This window comes from Streptomyces thermospinosisporus (assembly GCF_039526425.1).
Lineage (GTDB): Bacteria > Actinomycetota > Actinomycetes > Streptomycetales > Streptomycetaceae > Streptomyces > Streptomyces thermocarboxydovorans.
In genome coordinates this window covers 36,258-51,266 of sequence record NZ_BAAAIZ010000023.1, presented here as the reverse complement: position 1 = coordinate 51,266, position 15,009 = coordinate 36,258, and the positions used below count along the sequence as shown (strand labels likewise).

The following is a 15,009-nucleotide window of genomic DNA, read 5'->3' as shown; positions in this document are numbered from 1 at the left end:
CGCTATGTGAGGGGACTGTTGCGGATGGGCGTGTTCAGGTCAGAATCTGCGGACGCGTCTACGCGCGTTGCGACGTGGACCGTCCGAGTGACCGCTGCACGAGGGGAAGCTGACATGCCGTTGAACCGCCGGAAGTTCCTGGAGAGGTCCGCCGTGACGGGAGCGGGGGTGGCGCTGGCCGCGGCCGTGCAGGCCTCCCCGGCGGCGGCCGGAGAGGCGGGGCACGGCAAGAAGCGGCCCAAGCGGTACGCGCTGACCGTGATGGGCACCACCGACCTGCACGGGCACGTCTTCAACTGGGACTACTACAAGGACGCGGAGTACACCGACAAGGACGGCAACGCCCAGGGCCTGGCCCGGATCTCCACGCTGGTCAACCAGGTCCGCGAGGAGAAGGGCCCCGGCAACACGCTGCTGCTGGACGCGGGCGACACCATCCAGGGCACCCCGCTGACCTACTACTACGCCAAGGTCGACCCGATCACCGCCGAGGGCGGCCCGGTGCATCCGATGGCCCAGGCGATGAACGCCATCGGGTACGACGCGGTGGCGCTCGGCAACCACGAGTTCAACTACGGCATCGACACCCTGCGCAAGTTCGAGGAGCAGTGCGATTTCCCGCTCCTCGGGGCGAACGCGCTGGACGCGAAGACGCTGCGGCCGGCGTTCCCGCCGTACTTCATCAAGGCCTTCCGGGTGAAGGGCGCGCCGCCGGTCAAGGTGGCGGTGCTGGGCCTGACGAACCCGGGCATCGCGATCTGGGACAAGGCCTATGTGCAGGGCAGGCTGACGTTCCCGGGCCTGGAGGAGCAGGCGGCCAAGTGGGTGCCCAGGCTGCGGTCGATGGGCGCGGACGTCGTGGTGGTGTCGGCGCACTCCGGGACGTCGGGCACCTCCTCCTACGGGGACCAGCTGCCGCACGTGGAGAACGCGGCGGCGAACGTGGCCCGGCAGGTGCCCGGCATCGACGCGATCCTGGTCGGGCACGCGCATACCGAGATCTCCGAGATGCGGGTGGTGAACGAGAAGACCGGCAAGGAGGTCGTGCTGTCGGAGCCGCTGTGCTTCGCCGAGCGGCTCACCCTCTTCGACTTCGAGCTGGTCTTCGAGCGGGGCCGCTGGCAGGTCGAATCGGTGAAGGCCTCCCTGCGGGACTCCCGCACGGTCCAGGACGACCCGCGGATCACCAAGCTGCTCACCGACGAGCACCGCAAGGTCGTCGAGTACGTCAACCAGGTGGTCGGCACCGCGACCGAGACGCTGACCACGGTCGAGGCCCGCTACAAGGACGCGCCGATCGTCGACCTGATCACCAGGGTGCAGGAGGACGTCGTCCGGGCCGCGCTGGCCGGCACCGAGCACGCCTCGCTGCCGGTGCTCTCGCAGGCGTCGCCGTTCTCGCGCACCTCCGAGATCCCGGCCGGCGAGGTGACCATCCGGGACCTGTCGAGCCTGTACGTCTACGACAACACCCTGGTCGCCAAGCTGATGACGGGCGCGCAGGTGCGGGCGTACCTGGAGTACTCCGCCGAGTATTTCGTGCAGACGGCGCCCGGTGCTCCGGTGGACGTGGACAAGCTGACCAACGCGAACGGCCGTCCGGACTACAACTACGACTACGTCTCCGGGCTGACCTACGACATCGACATCGCCCAGCCGGCCGGCTCGCGGATCAAGAACCTCTCCTTCGGCGGTGCCCCGCTGGACGACGAGCAGCAGTTCGTGTTCGCGGTGAACAACTACCGGGCCAACGGCGGCGGCGCCTTCCCGCATGTGGCCTCGGCTCCCGAGCTGTGGTCGGAGTCGACCGAGATCCGCACCCGGATCGCGGAGTGGGTGACGGCCAAGGGCGTGCTGGACCCGAAGGACTTCGCCTCGGTGGACTGGCGGCTGACGCGGGACGGCACGCCGGTGTTCTGACCCTCCGCACCGGGTTCCTGCCTCAGGTCCCGTCCGCCGGCGGGGTGAGCCGTACGGCCTCGCCCCGGGCGGGCGGGACCTGCCCACTCTCCGGTGACAGCCCGAAGGTGGTGAAGGCGGTGCGGGCCGGCATCGGGTAGACCTCGCTGCCGGTCAGGGAGTTGAGGATGACGGCGCTGCGCCAGGCGGCCAGCCCGAGGTCGGGGGCGCCGACGCCGTGCGTGTGGATCTCGGCGTTCTGGACGTGGACGGCGCCGGTGACGGACGGGTCCAGGACCAGGCGGAAGCTTTCGTCGACGCACGGGCGGCCGCTGCCGTCGCGGCGCAGATACGGGTCGAGGCCGGCCAGGAGGCGCTCCAGGGTGCGCGGCCGGTGGCCGGTGGCGAGGACCACGGCGTCCGTGGTCAGGCGTGAGCGGGTGCCCTGCTGGACGTGCTCCAGGTGGAGTTCGATCTGCGCGGTGCCGAGGCGTCCGGCGGTGCGCACCCGGACGCCGGGGGTGAGGACGGTGTCGGGCCAGCCGCCGTCGAGGGTGCGCCGGTAGAGCTCGTCGTGGATGGCGGCGATGGTGCCGGCGTCGATGGCCTTGTGCAGCTGCCACTGGGCGGGCAGCAGCCGGTCCCTGACCTCCTCGGGCAGCGCGTGGAAGTAGCGGGTGTGGTCCGGGGTGAAGTGCTCCAGGCCCAGCTTGGAGTACTCCATGGGCGCGAACGCCTCGGTGCGGCCGATCCAGTGCAGCCGTTCCCGGCCGGCGGGGCGCCGGCGCAGCAGGTCCTGGAAGACCTCGGCGCCGGACTGCCCGGTGCCGACGACGGTGACGTGGCCCGCGGCGAGCAGCGCCTCGCGGTGGGCGAGGTAGTCGTCGGAGTGGATCACCAGCACACCGGGGGCGTCCACCAGGGGCTTGAGCGGGCCGGGCACATGGGGTTCGGTGCCGACGCCGAGCACGACGTTGCGGGTGTGGGCGCGGCCCAGGGCCTCGGCCTCACCGTCGGCGTCGAGCTGGGTGAAGTCCACCTCGAACAGCTCGCGTCCGGCGTTCCAGCGCACCGCGTCGACCTGGTGGCCGAAGCGCAGGGCGGGCAGCCGCCCGGCGACCCAGCGGCAGTAGGCGTCGTACTCGGTGCGGCGGATGTGGAACGTCTCGGCGAAGTAGAACGGGTAGAGGCGTTCGCGGTCCCTGAGGTGGTTGAGGAAGCTGAAGGGGCTGGTGGGGTCGGCGAGGGTGACCAGATCGGCGAGGAACGGCACCTGGACGGTGGCGTCGTCGAGCAGCAGGCCGGGGTGCCAGGTGAACTCGGAACGCTGGTCGTAGAAGACGGCGTCGAGCCCGGTCAGGGGGTGGGCGAGGGCGGCGAGGGAGAGGTTGAAGGGGCCGATGCCGATGCCGACGAGGTCGCGGGGTGGCGTGGTCAACGGGGGTTCCTTCCTGGCAGATGCAGTGAACGTCGCCGGGGAGGCCGGCCGGGTCCCCCTGCGCTGAGCACCGCGCCGGTTCCTGAGGGGAGGTGCCCGGGGGCATGAAGGACATCGCGGTGGGGGTGGCCGTCGCGCTGGTCGTGCTGGTCACGTTCTGGGCGGTGCTGTGGATGCTGGGCCGCAGCAGTGAGACGAACGAGCGCCAGTGCCGGTCAGAGGCGGAGAAGCACGGGGACCGGGCGACCTGCGTCGTGGTGACCAGGTGACGGGGCGCACCGGCTGACCGGGCGGGGCGTGCGGCGGGGCGCACCGGGCGTGCGCGGGGCCGGCGGAGGCGACGTGCTCATGGGCTGTCCTCCCGGACGCGGCACGGGACTTCTCCCGCGGGTGCGCGGCCGGTGTGCCGCGCCCGGTGAACCCAACGAGCGAACCGGGGCCGGGGGTACGTCCCCCGGCCCCGGTTCTCGCTACGCCTGCCTGACCCGCAGCGCGCGGGCGAGGTCGTCGAGCTGGTCGGCGAGCGTGCGGCGCAGGGCGGGGACCGGGTCGTGCTCGCGCAGGCACCGCTCGCCGAGCTCCAGATGGTCCGGGTCGACCTCGTGGACGGGGAAGGCCCAGCGTCCGGTGGCGACGGCGATGGCGGGGCCGCGCCGGGCGGCGAGCCGCACGGCGTCCTCGTAGTAGCGGGCCACATAGGGGCGGACCAGGTCGGCCTGCTCGGGCTGCCAGAAGCCCTGGGCGGTCGCGGTGAACAGGTAGTTGGACACCTCGTCGGAGTGGAACATCGTCTCCCAGGCGCGGGCCTTGGCGTCCTCGTCGGGCAGGGCGGCCCGGCAGCGGGCGGCGCCCTCCTGGCCGGTGGCGCTGGGGTCGCGTTCCAGTTCGGCGGCGATGGCGGCCTCGTCCGTGGCGCCGAGCACGGCGAGCCGGGCGAGGATGCGCCAGCGCAGCTCCGGGTCCAGCTCGGGCCCGCCCGGCACGGTGCCCTCGGCGAGCCAGGCGGCGATGGTGTCGGGGTGGGCGGCGGCGGAGATGAAGTGCCGTACCGCGATCAGCCGCAGGCCGGGGTGGTCGCCGTCCTCGGTGCGGCGGATGACGTCCCGGCACAGCGAGGTGAGGGCGCTCAGCGCGGCGGGCCGCTCCTTCGGCTCCAGGTACCGGTCGGCGATGTGCCCGGCGGCGAAGGCGAGGACGCCCTGCACCAGCGCGAGGTCCGTCTCCTCGGGCAGGTGGGCCGAGGCGGTGGCCAGGTAGTCGGAGGGGGCCAGTTCGCCGTCGCGGACCATGTCGCGCAGGCTGTTCCAGACGACGGCCCGGGTGAGCGGGTCCGGGATGCCCGACAGGCCGCGCAGGGCGGTCTCCAGGGAGGTCTCGTCGAGGCGGACCTTGGCGTAGGTCAGGTCCAGGTCGTTGGGGACGACCAGGGCGGGCCGGGTGCCGGGGCGCGGCTCGGGCCCGGCGGCGTGCGGCACGTCGGTCTCGTAGCGCTCGCGCAGCACCAGGGTGCGCCCGTCGCCGAGGTCGCGGTCGTACACGCCGACGGTCACCCGGTGCGGGCGGCTGCCGTCGCGGTCCAGGGCGAGGGTCCACCGGCCGGGCACCGCGTCGACGGAGGCGGTGAGCGTGTCGACGCCGGTGGTGCGCAGCCAGGCGTCGGCCCAGGCGTGCACGTCGCGGTCGGTGGCCGAGGCGAGGGAGTCGATGAAGTCGGCGAGCGTGGCGTTGCCGAACCGGTGCCGGGCGAAGTGAGTGTTGATGCCGGCGAGGAAGTCCTCCTCGCCGAGCCAGGTCACCAGCTGCCGCAGGGCGCTGGCGCCCTTGGCGTAGGAGATCCCGTCGAAGTTGAGGAGGGCGGAGGCGGTGTCGGGGACCGCCTCGGGTGCGACGGGGTGGGTGGTGGGGCGCTGGTCGGCGTCGTAGCCCCAGGCCTTGCGGGTGACGCCGAACTCGGTCCACGGGCCGGTGAAGCGGGTGGCCTCGGCGGTGGTCCGGTAGCCCATGTACTCGGCGAAGGACTCGTTGAGCCAGATGTCGTCCCACCACTTGAGGGTGACCAGGTCGCCGAACCACATGTGGGCCATCTCGTGCGCGATGACCATGGCGCGGGTCTGCCGCTCGGTGTCGGTGACGGCGGAGCGGTAGACGAACTCGTCGCGGAAGGTGACCAGGCCCGGGTTCTCCATGGCGCCCGCGTTGAACTCGGGGACGAAGGCCTGGTCGTAGGAGTCGAACGGGTACGGCTCGGTGAACTTCTCGTGGTAGCGGTCGAAGCAGGCGCGGGTGATGCCGAGGATCTCCTCGGCGTCCGCGTCGAGGTGGGGGGCGAGCGAACGGCGGCAGTGGATGCCGAAGGGCAGGCCGCGGTGCTCGGTGCGCACGGAGTGCCAGGGGCCCGCGGCGACGGCGACGAGGTAGGTGGAGATGCGGGGGGTGGCGGCGGCCCGCCACACGCCGTCGCCGGTGTGCTCGGTGACGCCGTTGGCGAGGACGGTCCAGTGCTCGGGTGCCTTCACCGTCAGCTCGAAGACGGCCTTGAGGTCCGGCTGGTCGAAGGTGGCGAAGACCCGCTGCACGTCGTCCAGGAACATCTGGGTGTAGACGTAGGTCTCCCCGTCGGTGGGGTCGGTGAAGCGGTGCATGCCCTCGCCGGTGCGGGAGTAGCGCATCACGGCGTCGACGCGCAGCTCGTGCTCGCCCTCGGTGAGGTTCTTCAGCGGCAGCCGGTTGCCGTCGAGGCTGCCGGTGTCCAGCGGCTCGCCGTCGAGGGTGACGGAACGCAGCTCGTGGGGCTTGACCTCGACGAAGGTGTCCGCGTCCGTGCGTGCGGTGAACCGGATCAGGGTGCGGGAGCCGAAGGTCTCGTCGCCGGTGGTCAGATCGAGTTCGACGGTGTAGCGGTGGACGTCGAGGAGCTGTGCACGGTTCTGCGCTTCGTCGCGCGTCAGTACGGACATGCAGGCCATGCTGCCTGATGTCGCTTTCCCGGCACAGAGGCGGATCGGTTCACACCCCTTTGTCCCTTCGTGCCGGGGGCGGGCGGCGGCGGACGGCTCAGGTCCGGTCGCGTTCCAGCCGGTCGGTGTGCGCGGCGTGCAGCTGGGCGCGCAGTTCGAGGATCTCGCGCTCCAGGGCCCGCCGCTGCCGGTACGCCCGGTACAGATGGCCGGCCTTGAGGCGCAGGATCCAGGGATCGACGGGTTTGGCGACGAGGTCGGCGACACCGAGGCCCTGGGCGGCGGCGCTCAGCTCCGGGTCGCGGCCGAAGGCGGTGAGCAGCATCACGGGGATGTGCTGGGTCTGTTCCAGGCGCCGCATGTAGCGCACGACCTCCAGACCGCCGGCGCCGGGCACCCGGACGTCGAGGAGCAGCAGGCCCACGTTCCCGCGCAGGATCTGCTTGAGGGCCTCGTCGCCGGTGGTGGCCCGGCCCAGCGGATGGCCCAGCGGGGCCAGGGCGCTCTCCAGTGCGTAGAGGCTGTCCTTGTGGTCGTCGACGATGAGGATGCGGGCATCCGGCTGCATGGCGGACCGTCCCTCCTCGTAAGGGACCGGTGTGCGGTCCGGCTGGTGGACCGGGCGTGGACCGTGGGTGCTGTCCTCGGGGGTGCGGACATCCCCTGGGGCTGACGCGTGGTGCTCGTCGGCTGACGGGGAGTGCACAGCAGCATGCCGCGCGGGGGCCGCCCTGTCACTCCCCCGGGGCGGGTGTGCGGGTCCGGCCGCCGGTGCGGGCCGAGCCGCCCAGGGTGTCGTCGGCGATCCGTTCGTGGTGGCGGATCACCTCCGCGACGATGAAGTTGAGGAACTTCTCCGCGAAGGCCGGGTCGAGCTTGGCGTCCTCGGCGAGGGCGCGCAGCCGGGCGATCTGGCGGGCCTCGCGGGCCGGGTCGGCGGGCGGCAGCCGGTGCTCGGCCTTGAGCCGGCCGACCTGCTGGGTGCACTTGAAGCGCTCGGCGAGCATGTGGACGACGGCCGCGTCGATGTTGTCGATGCTGTCACGCAGCCGGGTGAGCTCCTCCTCCACGGCCGGGTCGATCCCGCCGGCCGGGGAACCGGTGTTGCTGGTGGTCATGGTGGGCCAGCCTACGGCGCGCCGGGCGCCCGGCAGCGGGCCGTCTCAGCACCTGGTAACGGCCCGCGCGCCGGGGAGCGGGTCCCGTGCCGCTCGCCTCCGGTGCGGGCGGGCGGACGGCCCGTACAGTGGAAGACGGGTTCAGGGCGTCCGGGGGTGAGGCGTGGCGAACGGCGGACCGGTCGAGCACGGCTACCCACATCTCCAGACGGTGCGGGCGGCCGTCACCGCGCTGTACCGCCGCCTGTCGTACGAGACGATCCGCACCTTCGACACCAGCGTCGCCCCGGCGGACGTGGCCTTCTCCGACGTGGACGACCTGCACCTGGGCGCGCACCGGGTGGCGCGGGAGATCGTGCGGCACTACCGGCTGCCGGACGCGCGCCTTGTGGTCTGTTTCCGCGAGATGACGCATGCGGCGAACATCGAACTCACCTCCGGCCCCGAGTACTTCGTGGAGCTGAACGACCGATTCCGCACGCACCGGCGGGACATCGGGGCGGCCCTCGCGCACGAGGTGATGCATGTGTATCTGCACCGCCTGGGGCTGTCGTTCCCCGGCACGCGGGACAACGAGATCCTCACCGACACCGCGGCCACCTATCTGGGCGCGGGCTGGCTGCTCCTTGACGCGTTCCGGGAGGACGGGGCGTCCTCGCAGAAGCTGGGGTATCTCACCCCGGAGGAGTTCGGGTACGTGCTGGCCAAGCGGTCGCTGCTGTTCGGCGAGGACCCCGCGGTGTGGTTCACCAGCCCGCAGGCGTACGAGGCGTACGGCAAGGGCCTGGCGCTGGCCCGCCGCGACGAGCAGCAGCCCCCGCTGACGGCGGCGGGCTGGGCGGGCCGCCGCCGCTACGCCCGCGACCGCCGCCACGCCCAGGACTTTCCCGGCACCGCGCCGTCCCGCGCCGACGCGCCGTACGCGTTCACCCCGGACAGCCACGGCCCGCTGCGGGTCTCCTTCGCGTGCCCGACCTGCCACCAGCGCATCCGGATCCCGGTCCGGGGCCGGGTGCGGGCCCGCTGCGGGCTGTGCCGGACGGTGCTGGAGTGCGACACCTGAGGCGGTGACCGGGCCGGCCCCGGCAGGTGCCCCGGTCGGTGCGCCTCGGCCGGCGCGCATCGGTTCAGTGCGCTGCGGTCCGCGCGCCGAACCCAGTGGTCGCCGGTCAGCGGGCCCCGTACACCGGCTCCGGGTCTCGGGCCGCCGCCAGCAGGGCGCGGGCGGTCTCGCCGGCCTCCTCGGGGGTGAGGCGGGTGCCCTTGTCGGTGGTGGGGCCGGGGTGCCAGCCCTCCATCACCGTGATGCGGCCGCCGGCCGTCTCGAAGACGCGGCCGGTGGCGCCCTCGCTCGCGGCGGAGCCGAGCCAGACCACCAGGGGCGAGACGTTCTCGGGCGCCATGGCGTCGAAGCCGGAGGCCGGGGGCGCCATGGCATCGGCGAAGGTGTGCTCGGTCATCCGGGTGCGGGCGGCGGGGGCGATGGCGTTGACCTGGACGCCGTAGCGGCCGAGTTCCGCCGCCGCGACCAGGGTGAGGGCGGCGATCCCGGCCTTGGCGGCGCTGTAGTTGCCCTGGCCCGCCGAACCCAGCAGCCCCGCCCCGCTGGTGGTGTTGACGATCCGGGCGGCAGGCCGGCGTCCGGCCCTGGTCTCGGCGCGCCAGTGGGCGGCGGCGTGCCGCAGGGGCAGGAAGTGCCCCTTGAGGTGGACGCGCAGCACCGCGTCCCAGTCGTCCTCGCCGAGGTTGACCAGCATCCGGTCGCGCAGGAAGCCGGCGTTGTTGACCAGGGTGTCGAACCGGCCGTAGGTGTCCAGCGCGGTGCGCACCAGGGAGGCGGCGCCCTCGGGGGTGGCTATGTCGGCGCCGTGGGCCACCGCCTCGCCGCCCGCCGCGCGGATCTCGGCGGCGACCCGGGCAGCGGGGCTGTCCGCGCCCGGTGTTCCGTCCAGGCCCACGCCGAGGTCGTTGACGACCACCCGGGCGCCCTCGGCCGCGAACGCCAGCGCGTGGGCGCGGCCCAGCCCCCGCCCGGCCCCGGTGACCGCGACCACCCGCCCCTCGCAGATGCCGCTCATCCCACCGCTCCTCCCGGCATGGTCACCGCTCCCTCCGGCATGCGTCACCGCTCCCTCCGGCATGCGTCACCGCCCCTTCCCGGCGTTCGACGCGTCGAGGAACGCGGGCCGCTCCCCTCCGCCGTGCACCTGCAGGCTCGCCCCGGTGATGTAGGCGGCGGCGTCCGAGGCGAGGAAGACGGCCGCCGCGCCCACGTCCGACGGCTCGGCCAGCCGCCCCAGCGGGACGGTGCGGGCGACGGCGGCGACGCCCTCGGCGTCGCCGTAGTGCAACTGGGACCGCTCGGTGCGGACCATGCCGACGACCAGGGTGTTGACCCGGACCTCGGGGGCCCACTCCACCGCCATGGAGCGGGCCAGCATCTCCAGTCCCGCCTTGGCCGCCCCGTAGGCCGCCGTTCCGGGCGAGGGCCGGGTGCCGCTGACGCTGCCGATCATGACCACCGAGCCCCGTGCCCGCCGCAGCGGCTGGTACGCGGCGAGGGTGGCCGTGAGCGGGGCGAGGAGGTTGAGCTCCACCACCCTGGCGTGGCGTTCCGGCTCGGCCTCGGTGAGCAGCCGGTACGGGGTGCCGCCCGCGTTGTTGACCAGGACGTCGAGGCGGGGCAGTGCGGCGAAGAAGTCCCGCACGGCGGCCGGGTCGCGCAGGTCGAGGGGCCGGAACTCGGTGCCGGGCAGGGGCGTTCCGGGCGGTCTGCGGGCGCAGGTCACCACCCGCGCCCCCGCCTCGGCGAAGGCCCGTGCGATGCCCGCGCCGACTCCCCGGGTGCCGCCGGTGACGACGGCGACCTTCCCGTCCAGCCTCATCCGCCGTAGCCTCCCTAACAAACGTTTGGTGGAAAGGTAGCTGATGCGCCCATGTCTGTCTCCACCTCGTCCCCGGAGAAGGGGATCCGTCTGGTCACGGTCGACTTCCCTCCCGTCAACGCGCTGCCGGTGGCCGGCTGGTCGGAACTGGCCGGTGCGGTGGGTGAGGCGGGCCGTGACCCGGAGGTCCGGTGCGTGGTGCTGGCGGCCGAGGGGCGGGGCTTCAACGCGGGCGTGGACATCAAGGAGATCCAGGCGGGCGGCCCGGCCGCGCTGCTCGGGGCCAGTCGCGGCTGCGCCCGGGCGTTCGCGGCGGTGTACGAGTGCGAGGTGCCGGTGGTGGCGGCGGTGCACGGTCACTGTCTGGGCGGCGGCATCGGGCTGGTGGGCAACGCCGACGCGATCGTGGCGAGCGAGGACGCCGTCTTCGGCCTGCCGGAGCTGGACCGGGGGGCGCTCGGCGCGGCCACCCATCTGGCCCGGCTGGTGCCCCCGCATCTGCTGCGGACCCTGTACTACACCGCGGGCACGGTGAGCGCGGCCGAGCTGCACCGGCACGGCGCGGTGTGGCGGGTGGTACCGCGCGAGGGGCTGCGGGAGGCCGCCCTGGAGCTGGCCGGACGGATCGCGGCGAAGGACGGACGGCTGCTGCGGCTGGCCAAGGCGGCCCTCAACGGCATCGACCCCGTGGACGTACACCGCTCCTACCGCTTCGAACAGGGCTTCACCTTCGAGGCCGAGCTCAGCGGCACCGGCGCCCGGGTGCGGGACGCCTTCGGGACCGTTGGCGGGAACTCCGGCGCGGGCTCCGGCGGCAACTCCGGGAAGGGTGCGGCCGGATGACGGCCGTGGCGGACAAGACGACGACCGCCGACGCGGTGGTCGCCCGGCTGTCCAGCGGGATGACGCTGGGCATCGGCGGCTGGGGCTCGCGCCGCAAACCGATGGCGCTGGTGCGGGCGTTGCTGCGCTCGGACATCGGGGACCTGACGGTGGTCTCCTGCGGCGGCCCGGACGTGGGCCTGCTGGCCGCGGCCGGCCGGATCCGGCGGCTGGTCACGGCGTTCGTCACCCTCGACTCCGTCCCGCTGGAACCGCACTACCGGGCCGCCCGCGAGCGCGGCACCCTCGAACTGACGGAGATCGACGAGGCGATGCTGCTGAGCGGGCTGCGCGCGGCGGCGCACCGGCTGCCGTTCCTGCCCGTGCGGGCGGGGCTGGGCTCGGACGTGATGCGGGTGAACCCCGGCCTGCGGACGGTCACCTCGCCGTACGACGACCGGGAGACCCTGGTGGCGATGCCGGCGCTGCGCCTGGACGCGGCCCTGGTGCACCTCAACCGGGCGGACCGGGCGGGCAACGGCCAGTACCTGGGCCCGGACCCGTACTTCGACGACCTGTTCTGCGCGGCGGCGGAGACCGCGTACGTCTCCTGCGAGCGGATCGTGGAGACGGCCGAGCTGACCAAGGACGCGCCGCCGCAGACACTGCTGGTCCCCCGGCACCGGGTGGCCGGGGTCGTGGAGGCGCCCAACGGGGCGCACTTCACCTCCTGCACGCCGGACTACGGCCGGGACGAGGCCTTTCAGCGGTACTACGCCGCGACGGGCTGGGCGGCGTTCGCGGGGCGGTTCCTGGCCGGGGACGAGCGGGCCTACCAGGAGGCCGTCGCCGCGTGGCACGGGGAGGAGGAGCACCCATGACGGCGGTCAGCCGGGCCGAGTACTGCGTCGTCGCCTGCGCCGAGGTCTGGCGCGGTGCCGGGGAGATCCTGGCCGCCCCCATGGGCGTCATCCCCTCCCTGGGCGCCCGGCTGGCCCGGCTGGCCTTCGCGCCGGAGCTGCTGCTGACCGACGGCGAGGCGCTGCTGGTCGGCGCCGACGGCACGGTGGAGGGCTGGCTGCCGTACCGGCGTCATCTGGACCTGGTCACCGGCGGCCGGCGGCACGTGATGATGGGCGCGAGCCAGCTCGACCGGTACGGCAACCAGAACATCTCCTGCATCGGCGACTGGGCGCGGCCCCGGCGGCAACTCCTCGGGGTGCGCGGGGCGCCGGTCAACACGCTGAACAACCGGACCAGTTACTGGGTGCCCCGGCACTCGAGGCGGGTGTTCGTGGAGCGGGTCGACATGGTGTGCGGGGTCGGCCACGACCGGGCCGGCGGCGCCCGCTACCACCACCTCGACCGGGTGGTCACCGACCTCGCCGTCCTGGACTTCGCCACCCCCGACCGCTCGCTGCGGCTGGCCGCGCTGCATCCGGGGGTGACGGTGGCGGAGGTGCGGGCGGCGACCGGGTTCCCGCTCGCCGTCCCGGACGAGGTGCCGTGCACCCGTGAACCGACGGCGCACGAACTGGAGTTGATCCGTACCGTGCTCGATCCGCCGGGCGCCCGCGAGCGGGAGGTGGCCCGCTGGTGGAGACCGCGCTGACCCGGCTGACCGGGGTCCGGCACCCGATCGTGCAGACCGGCATGGGCTGGGTGTCCGGGCCCCGGCTGGTGTCCGCGACGGCGAACGCGGGGGCGCTCGGCATCCTCGCCTCCGCGACGATGACGCCGGACCGGCTGCGCGAGGCCATACGGGAGGTCAGGTCCCGGACGCGGGCGCCGTTCGGAGTCAATCTGCGGGCGGACGCGGCGGACGCGGGCGACCGGGTGCGCATCCTGATCGAGGAGGGCGTCCGGGTCGCCTCCTTCGCCCTGGCGCCGGACCCCGGGCTCGTCGCGGAGCTGAAGGAGGCCGGGGTCGTGGTGATCCCGACCGTGGGGGCCCGGCGTCACGCCGAGAAGGTCGCGGCCTGGGGCGCGGACGCGGTGATCGTGCAGGGCGCGGAGGGCGGCGGGCACACCGGCCGGGTGGCGACGACGGTGCTGCTGCCGCAGGTGGTGGACGCGGTGCGGATCCCGGTGGTGGCGGCGGGCGGGTTCTTCGACGGGCGGGGCCTGGTCGCGGCGCTGGCGTACGGGGCGGCGGGCGTGGCGATGGGAACGCGGTTCCTGCTGACCTCCGACTCCACGGTCCCGGACGCGGTGAAGGCGCGCTATCTGGCGGCGACGGCGGCCGATGTCACCGTCACCACGGCGGTCGACGGCCTGCCGCACCGCATGCTGCGCACGGAGCTGGTCACCGCCCTGGAGCGCTCCGGCCGCGCGGGCACGCTGCTGGGCGCCCTGCGCAGCGCGGCCGCCTACCGGAGGCTGTCGGGCACGGGGTGGCTGCGGATGCTGCGCGAGGGCCGGTCCCTGCGCCGGGGCAAGGACCTGACCTGGAGCCAGGTGCTGCGGGCGGCGAACACCCCGATGCTGCTGCGGGCGGCGATGGTGGACGGCCGCCCGGACACCGGCGTGATGGCGGCGGGGCAGGTCGCCGGGGTGATCGAGGATCTCCCGTCCTGCACGGAGCTGGTGGAACGGATCATGACGGAGGCCGACGAAATCCTCGGCGCGCTGCAGGCGGGCAAACTCCCCTGAGCCTGCCCTCGCCGGCGAGGTAGCCCGCAGCGCCGAGGGTGCGCGCACATGGCTGAGTGGGCCGACCCCCGCTCAAACGCGTTCGATGATGGTCACATTGGCCTGCCCGCCGCCCTCGCACATGGTCTGCAGGCCGTAGCGGCCGCCGGTGCGTTCCAGTTCGTGCAGGAGGGTGGTCATCAGCCGGGCGCCCGTCGCGCCCAGCGGGTGGCCCAGGGCGATGGCGCCGCCGTTGACGTTGACCTTGTCCGGGTCCGCCCCGGTCTCCTTCAGCCAGGCCAGGACGACCGGTGCGAAGGCCTCGTTGATCTCCACCAGGTCGATGTCGTCGAGGGTGAGCCCGGTCTTCTTCAGGGCGTGGGCGGTGGCCGGGATGGGGGCGGTGAGCATGCGGATGGGGTCCTCCCCGCGCACCGAGAGGTGGTGCACCCGGGCCCGCGGGGTGAGCCCGTGCTCGGCGACCGCCCGCTCGGAGGCCAGCAGCAGGGCGGCCGCGCCGTCGGAGACCTGGGAGGAGCAGGCCGCGGTGACGGTGCCGCCGTCGAGGACCGGCTTCAGCGCGGCCATCTTCTCCAGCGAGGTGTCCCGGCGCGGGCCCTCGTCGGCCGTCATGGCCCCGTAGGGCACGATCTCCCGGGCGAAGCGCCCCTCGTCGGCGGCGCGCACCGCCCGCTGGTGCGAGCGCAGCGCGTACTCCTCCTGAGCCCGCCGGCTGATCCCCCACTGTGCGGCGATCATCTCGGCGCCGGCGAACTGGTTGACCGGCCGGTCCCCGTAGCGGGCCCGCCAGCCGGTGCTCCCGGCGAACGGCCCCTGGGTCAGGCCCAGCGGCTCCGCGGCCTGCCGGGTGGCGTACGCGATCGGGATCTGCGACATGTTCTGCACGCCGCCCGCGACGACCAGGTCCTGGGTGCCGGAGAGCACCGCCTGGGCGGCGAAGTGCACCGCCTGCTGCGAGGAGCCGCACTGCCGGTCCACCGTCACGCCCGGCACCTGCTCGGGCAGCCCGGCGGCCAGCCAGCAGGTCCGGGCGATGTCCCCGGCCTGCGGCCCCACCGCGTCCAGGCAGCCGAAGACCACGTCCTCCACGGCCGCCGGATCGACCCCGGCGCGCGCCACCAGCTCCCGCAGCACATGCGCGCCGAGATCGGCCGGATGGACCTCGCTCAGTCCTCCCCCGCGCCGCCCGACGGGCGTGCGGAGCGCTTCGACGATGCAGGCCTCGGCCATGGCAACTC

General features: G+C 73.7%; 14 protein-coding genes. 7 read left to right on the top strand and 7 right to left on the bottom strand.

Going from position 1 to position 15,009, the window contains the following annotated elements:
- Positions 1–114: 114 nt before the first annotated feature.
- Entirely contained in the window at positions 115–1,920 is a 1,806-nt protein-coding gene (locus tag ABD207_RS10025) for a bifunctional metallophosphatase/5'-nucleotidase (protein WP_344011728.1), read from the top strand.
- A gap of 22 nt (positions 1,921–1,942) precedes the next feature.
- On the opposite strand, the gene ABD207_RS10020 is transcribed toward ABD207_RS10025, so the two are convergent.
- Positions 1,943–3,337, bottom strand: coding sequence for a lysine N(6)-hydroxylase/L-ornithine N(5)-oxygenase family protein (locus ABD207_RS10020; RefSeq protein WP_344011726.1), 1,395 nt, complete (start codon positions 3,335–3,337; stop codon positions 1,943–1,945).
- Between the two features lie 104 nt (positions 3,338–3,441).
- Here ABD207_RS10020 and ABD207_RS10015 point away from each other — a divergent pair, with 104 nt between their 5' ends.
- Complete coding sequence (locus tag ABD207_RS10015) at positions 3,442–3,606, top strand: hypothetical protein (RefSeq protein WP_344011725.1); 165 nt, start codon at positions 3,442–3,444, stop codon at positions 3,604–3,606.
- 201 nt (positions 3,607–3,807) lie between these two features.
- Here the strand turns inward: ABD207_RS10015 and pepN are convergent, their stop codons facing one another.
- The 3 genes from pepN to ABD207_RS10000 all read right to left on the bottom strand — a co-directional run bounded on the left by pepN (position 3,808) and on the right by ABD207_RS10000 (position 7,412).
- Complete coding sequence (gene pepN, locus ABD207_RS10010) at positions 3,808–6,303, bottom strand: aminopeptidase N (protein ID WP_344011723.1); 2,496 nt, start codon at positions 6,301–6,303, stop codon at positions 3,808–3,810.
- An 88-nt stretch (positions 6,304–6,391) separates the two neighbouring features.
- Positions 6,392–6,862, bottom strand: coding sequence for a response regulator (locus ABD207_RS10005; protein ID WP_344011721.1), 471 nt, complete (start codon positions 6,860–6,862; stop codon positions 6,392–6,394).
- Positions 6,863–7,028: 166 nt separating this feature from the next.
- A complete protein-coding gene (locus tag ABD207_RS10000) occupies positions 7,029–7,412 on the bottom strand; it encodes a chorismate mutase (protein ID WP_344011720.1) in 384 nt (127 codons plus the stop codon).
- A 163-nt stretch (positions 7,413–7,575) separates the two neighbouring features.
- Here ABD207_RS10000 and ABD207_RS09995 point away from each other — a divergent pair, with 163 nt between their 5' ends.
- Complete coding sequence (locus ABD207_RS09995) at positions 7,576–8,475, top strand: hypothetical protein (protein ID WP_344011719.1); 900 nt, start codon at positions 7,576–7,578, stop codon at positions 8,473–8,475.
- Between the two features lie 106 nt (positions 8,476–8,581).
- On the opposite strand, the gene ABD207_RS09990 is transcribed toward ABD207_RS09995, so the two are convergent.
- Both ABD207_RS09990 and ABD207_RS09985 read right to left on the bottom strand, forming a co-directional pair.
- Positions 8,582–9,490 (bottom strand): SDR family oxidoreductase, encoded by a 909-nt coding sequence (locus ABD207_RS09990; protein WP_344011717.1) that lies wholly within the window; start codon positions 9,488–9,490, stop codon positions 8,582–8,584.
- A gap of 66 nt (positions 9,491–9,556) precedes the next feature.
- Complete coding sequence (locus tag ABD207_RS09985; protein ID WP_344011715.1) at positions 9,557–10,297, bottom strand: SDR family oxidoreductase; 741 nt, start codon at positions 10,295–10,297, stop codon at positions 9,557–9,559.
- 51 nt (positions 10,298–10,348) lie between these two features.
- Here ABD207_RS09985 and ABD207_RS09980 point away from each other — a divergent pair, with 51 nt between their 5' ends.
- Genes ABD207_RS09980 through ABD207_RS09965 form a run of 4 tightly spaced genes read left to right on the top strand, consistent with a single transcriptional unit; the run spans position 10,349 to position 13,771 of the window.
- Positions 10,349–11,140: an enoyl-CoA hydratase family protein gene (locus tag ABD207_RS09980; protein WP_344011713.1), complete on the top strand. Its 792-nt coding sequence runs from the start codon at positions 10,349–10,351 to the stop codon at positions 11,138–11,140.
- Between the two features lie 5 nt (positions 11,141–11,145).
- On the top strand, positions 11,146–12,000 hold the full coding sequence (locus tag ABD207_RS09975) for a CoA transferase subunit A (RefSeq protein WP_344011756.1): 855 nt from the start codon (positions 11,146–11,148) through the stop codon (positions 11,998–12,000).
- On the top strand, positions 11,997–12,731 hold the full coding sequence (locus ABD207_RS09970) for a CoA-transferase subunit beta (RefSeq protein ID WP_344011712.1): 735 nt from the start codon (positions 11,997–11,999) through the stop codon (positions 12,729–12,731). The genes ABD207_RS09975 and ABD207_RS09970 overlap by 4 nt, the downstream gene beginning before the upstream one ends.
- Positions 12,716–13,771, top strand: coding sequence for an NAD(P)H-dependent flavin oxidoreductase (locus tag ABD207_RS09965; RefSeq protein ID WP_344011711.1), 1,056 nt, complete (start codon positions 12,716–12,718; stop codon positions 13,769–13,771). The genes ABD207_RS09970 and ABD207_RS09965 overlap by 16 nt, the downstream gene beginning before the upstream one ends.
- Positions 13,772–13,843: 72 nt before the next feature.
- Here ABD207_RS09965 and ABD207_RS09960 read toward each other — a convergent pair whose 3' ends face one another.
- A complete protein-coding gene (locus tag ABD207_RS09960; RefSeq protein ID WP_344011709.1) occupies positions 13,844–15,001 on the bottom strand; it encodes an acetyl-CoA C-acetyltransferase in 1,158 nt (385 codons plus the stop codon).
- Positions 15,002–15,009 lie beyond the last annotated feature (8 nt).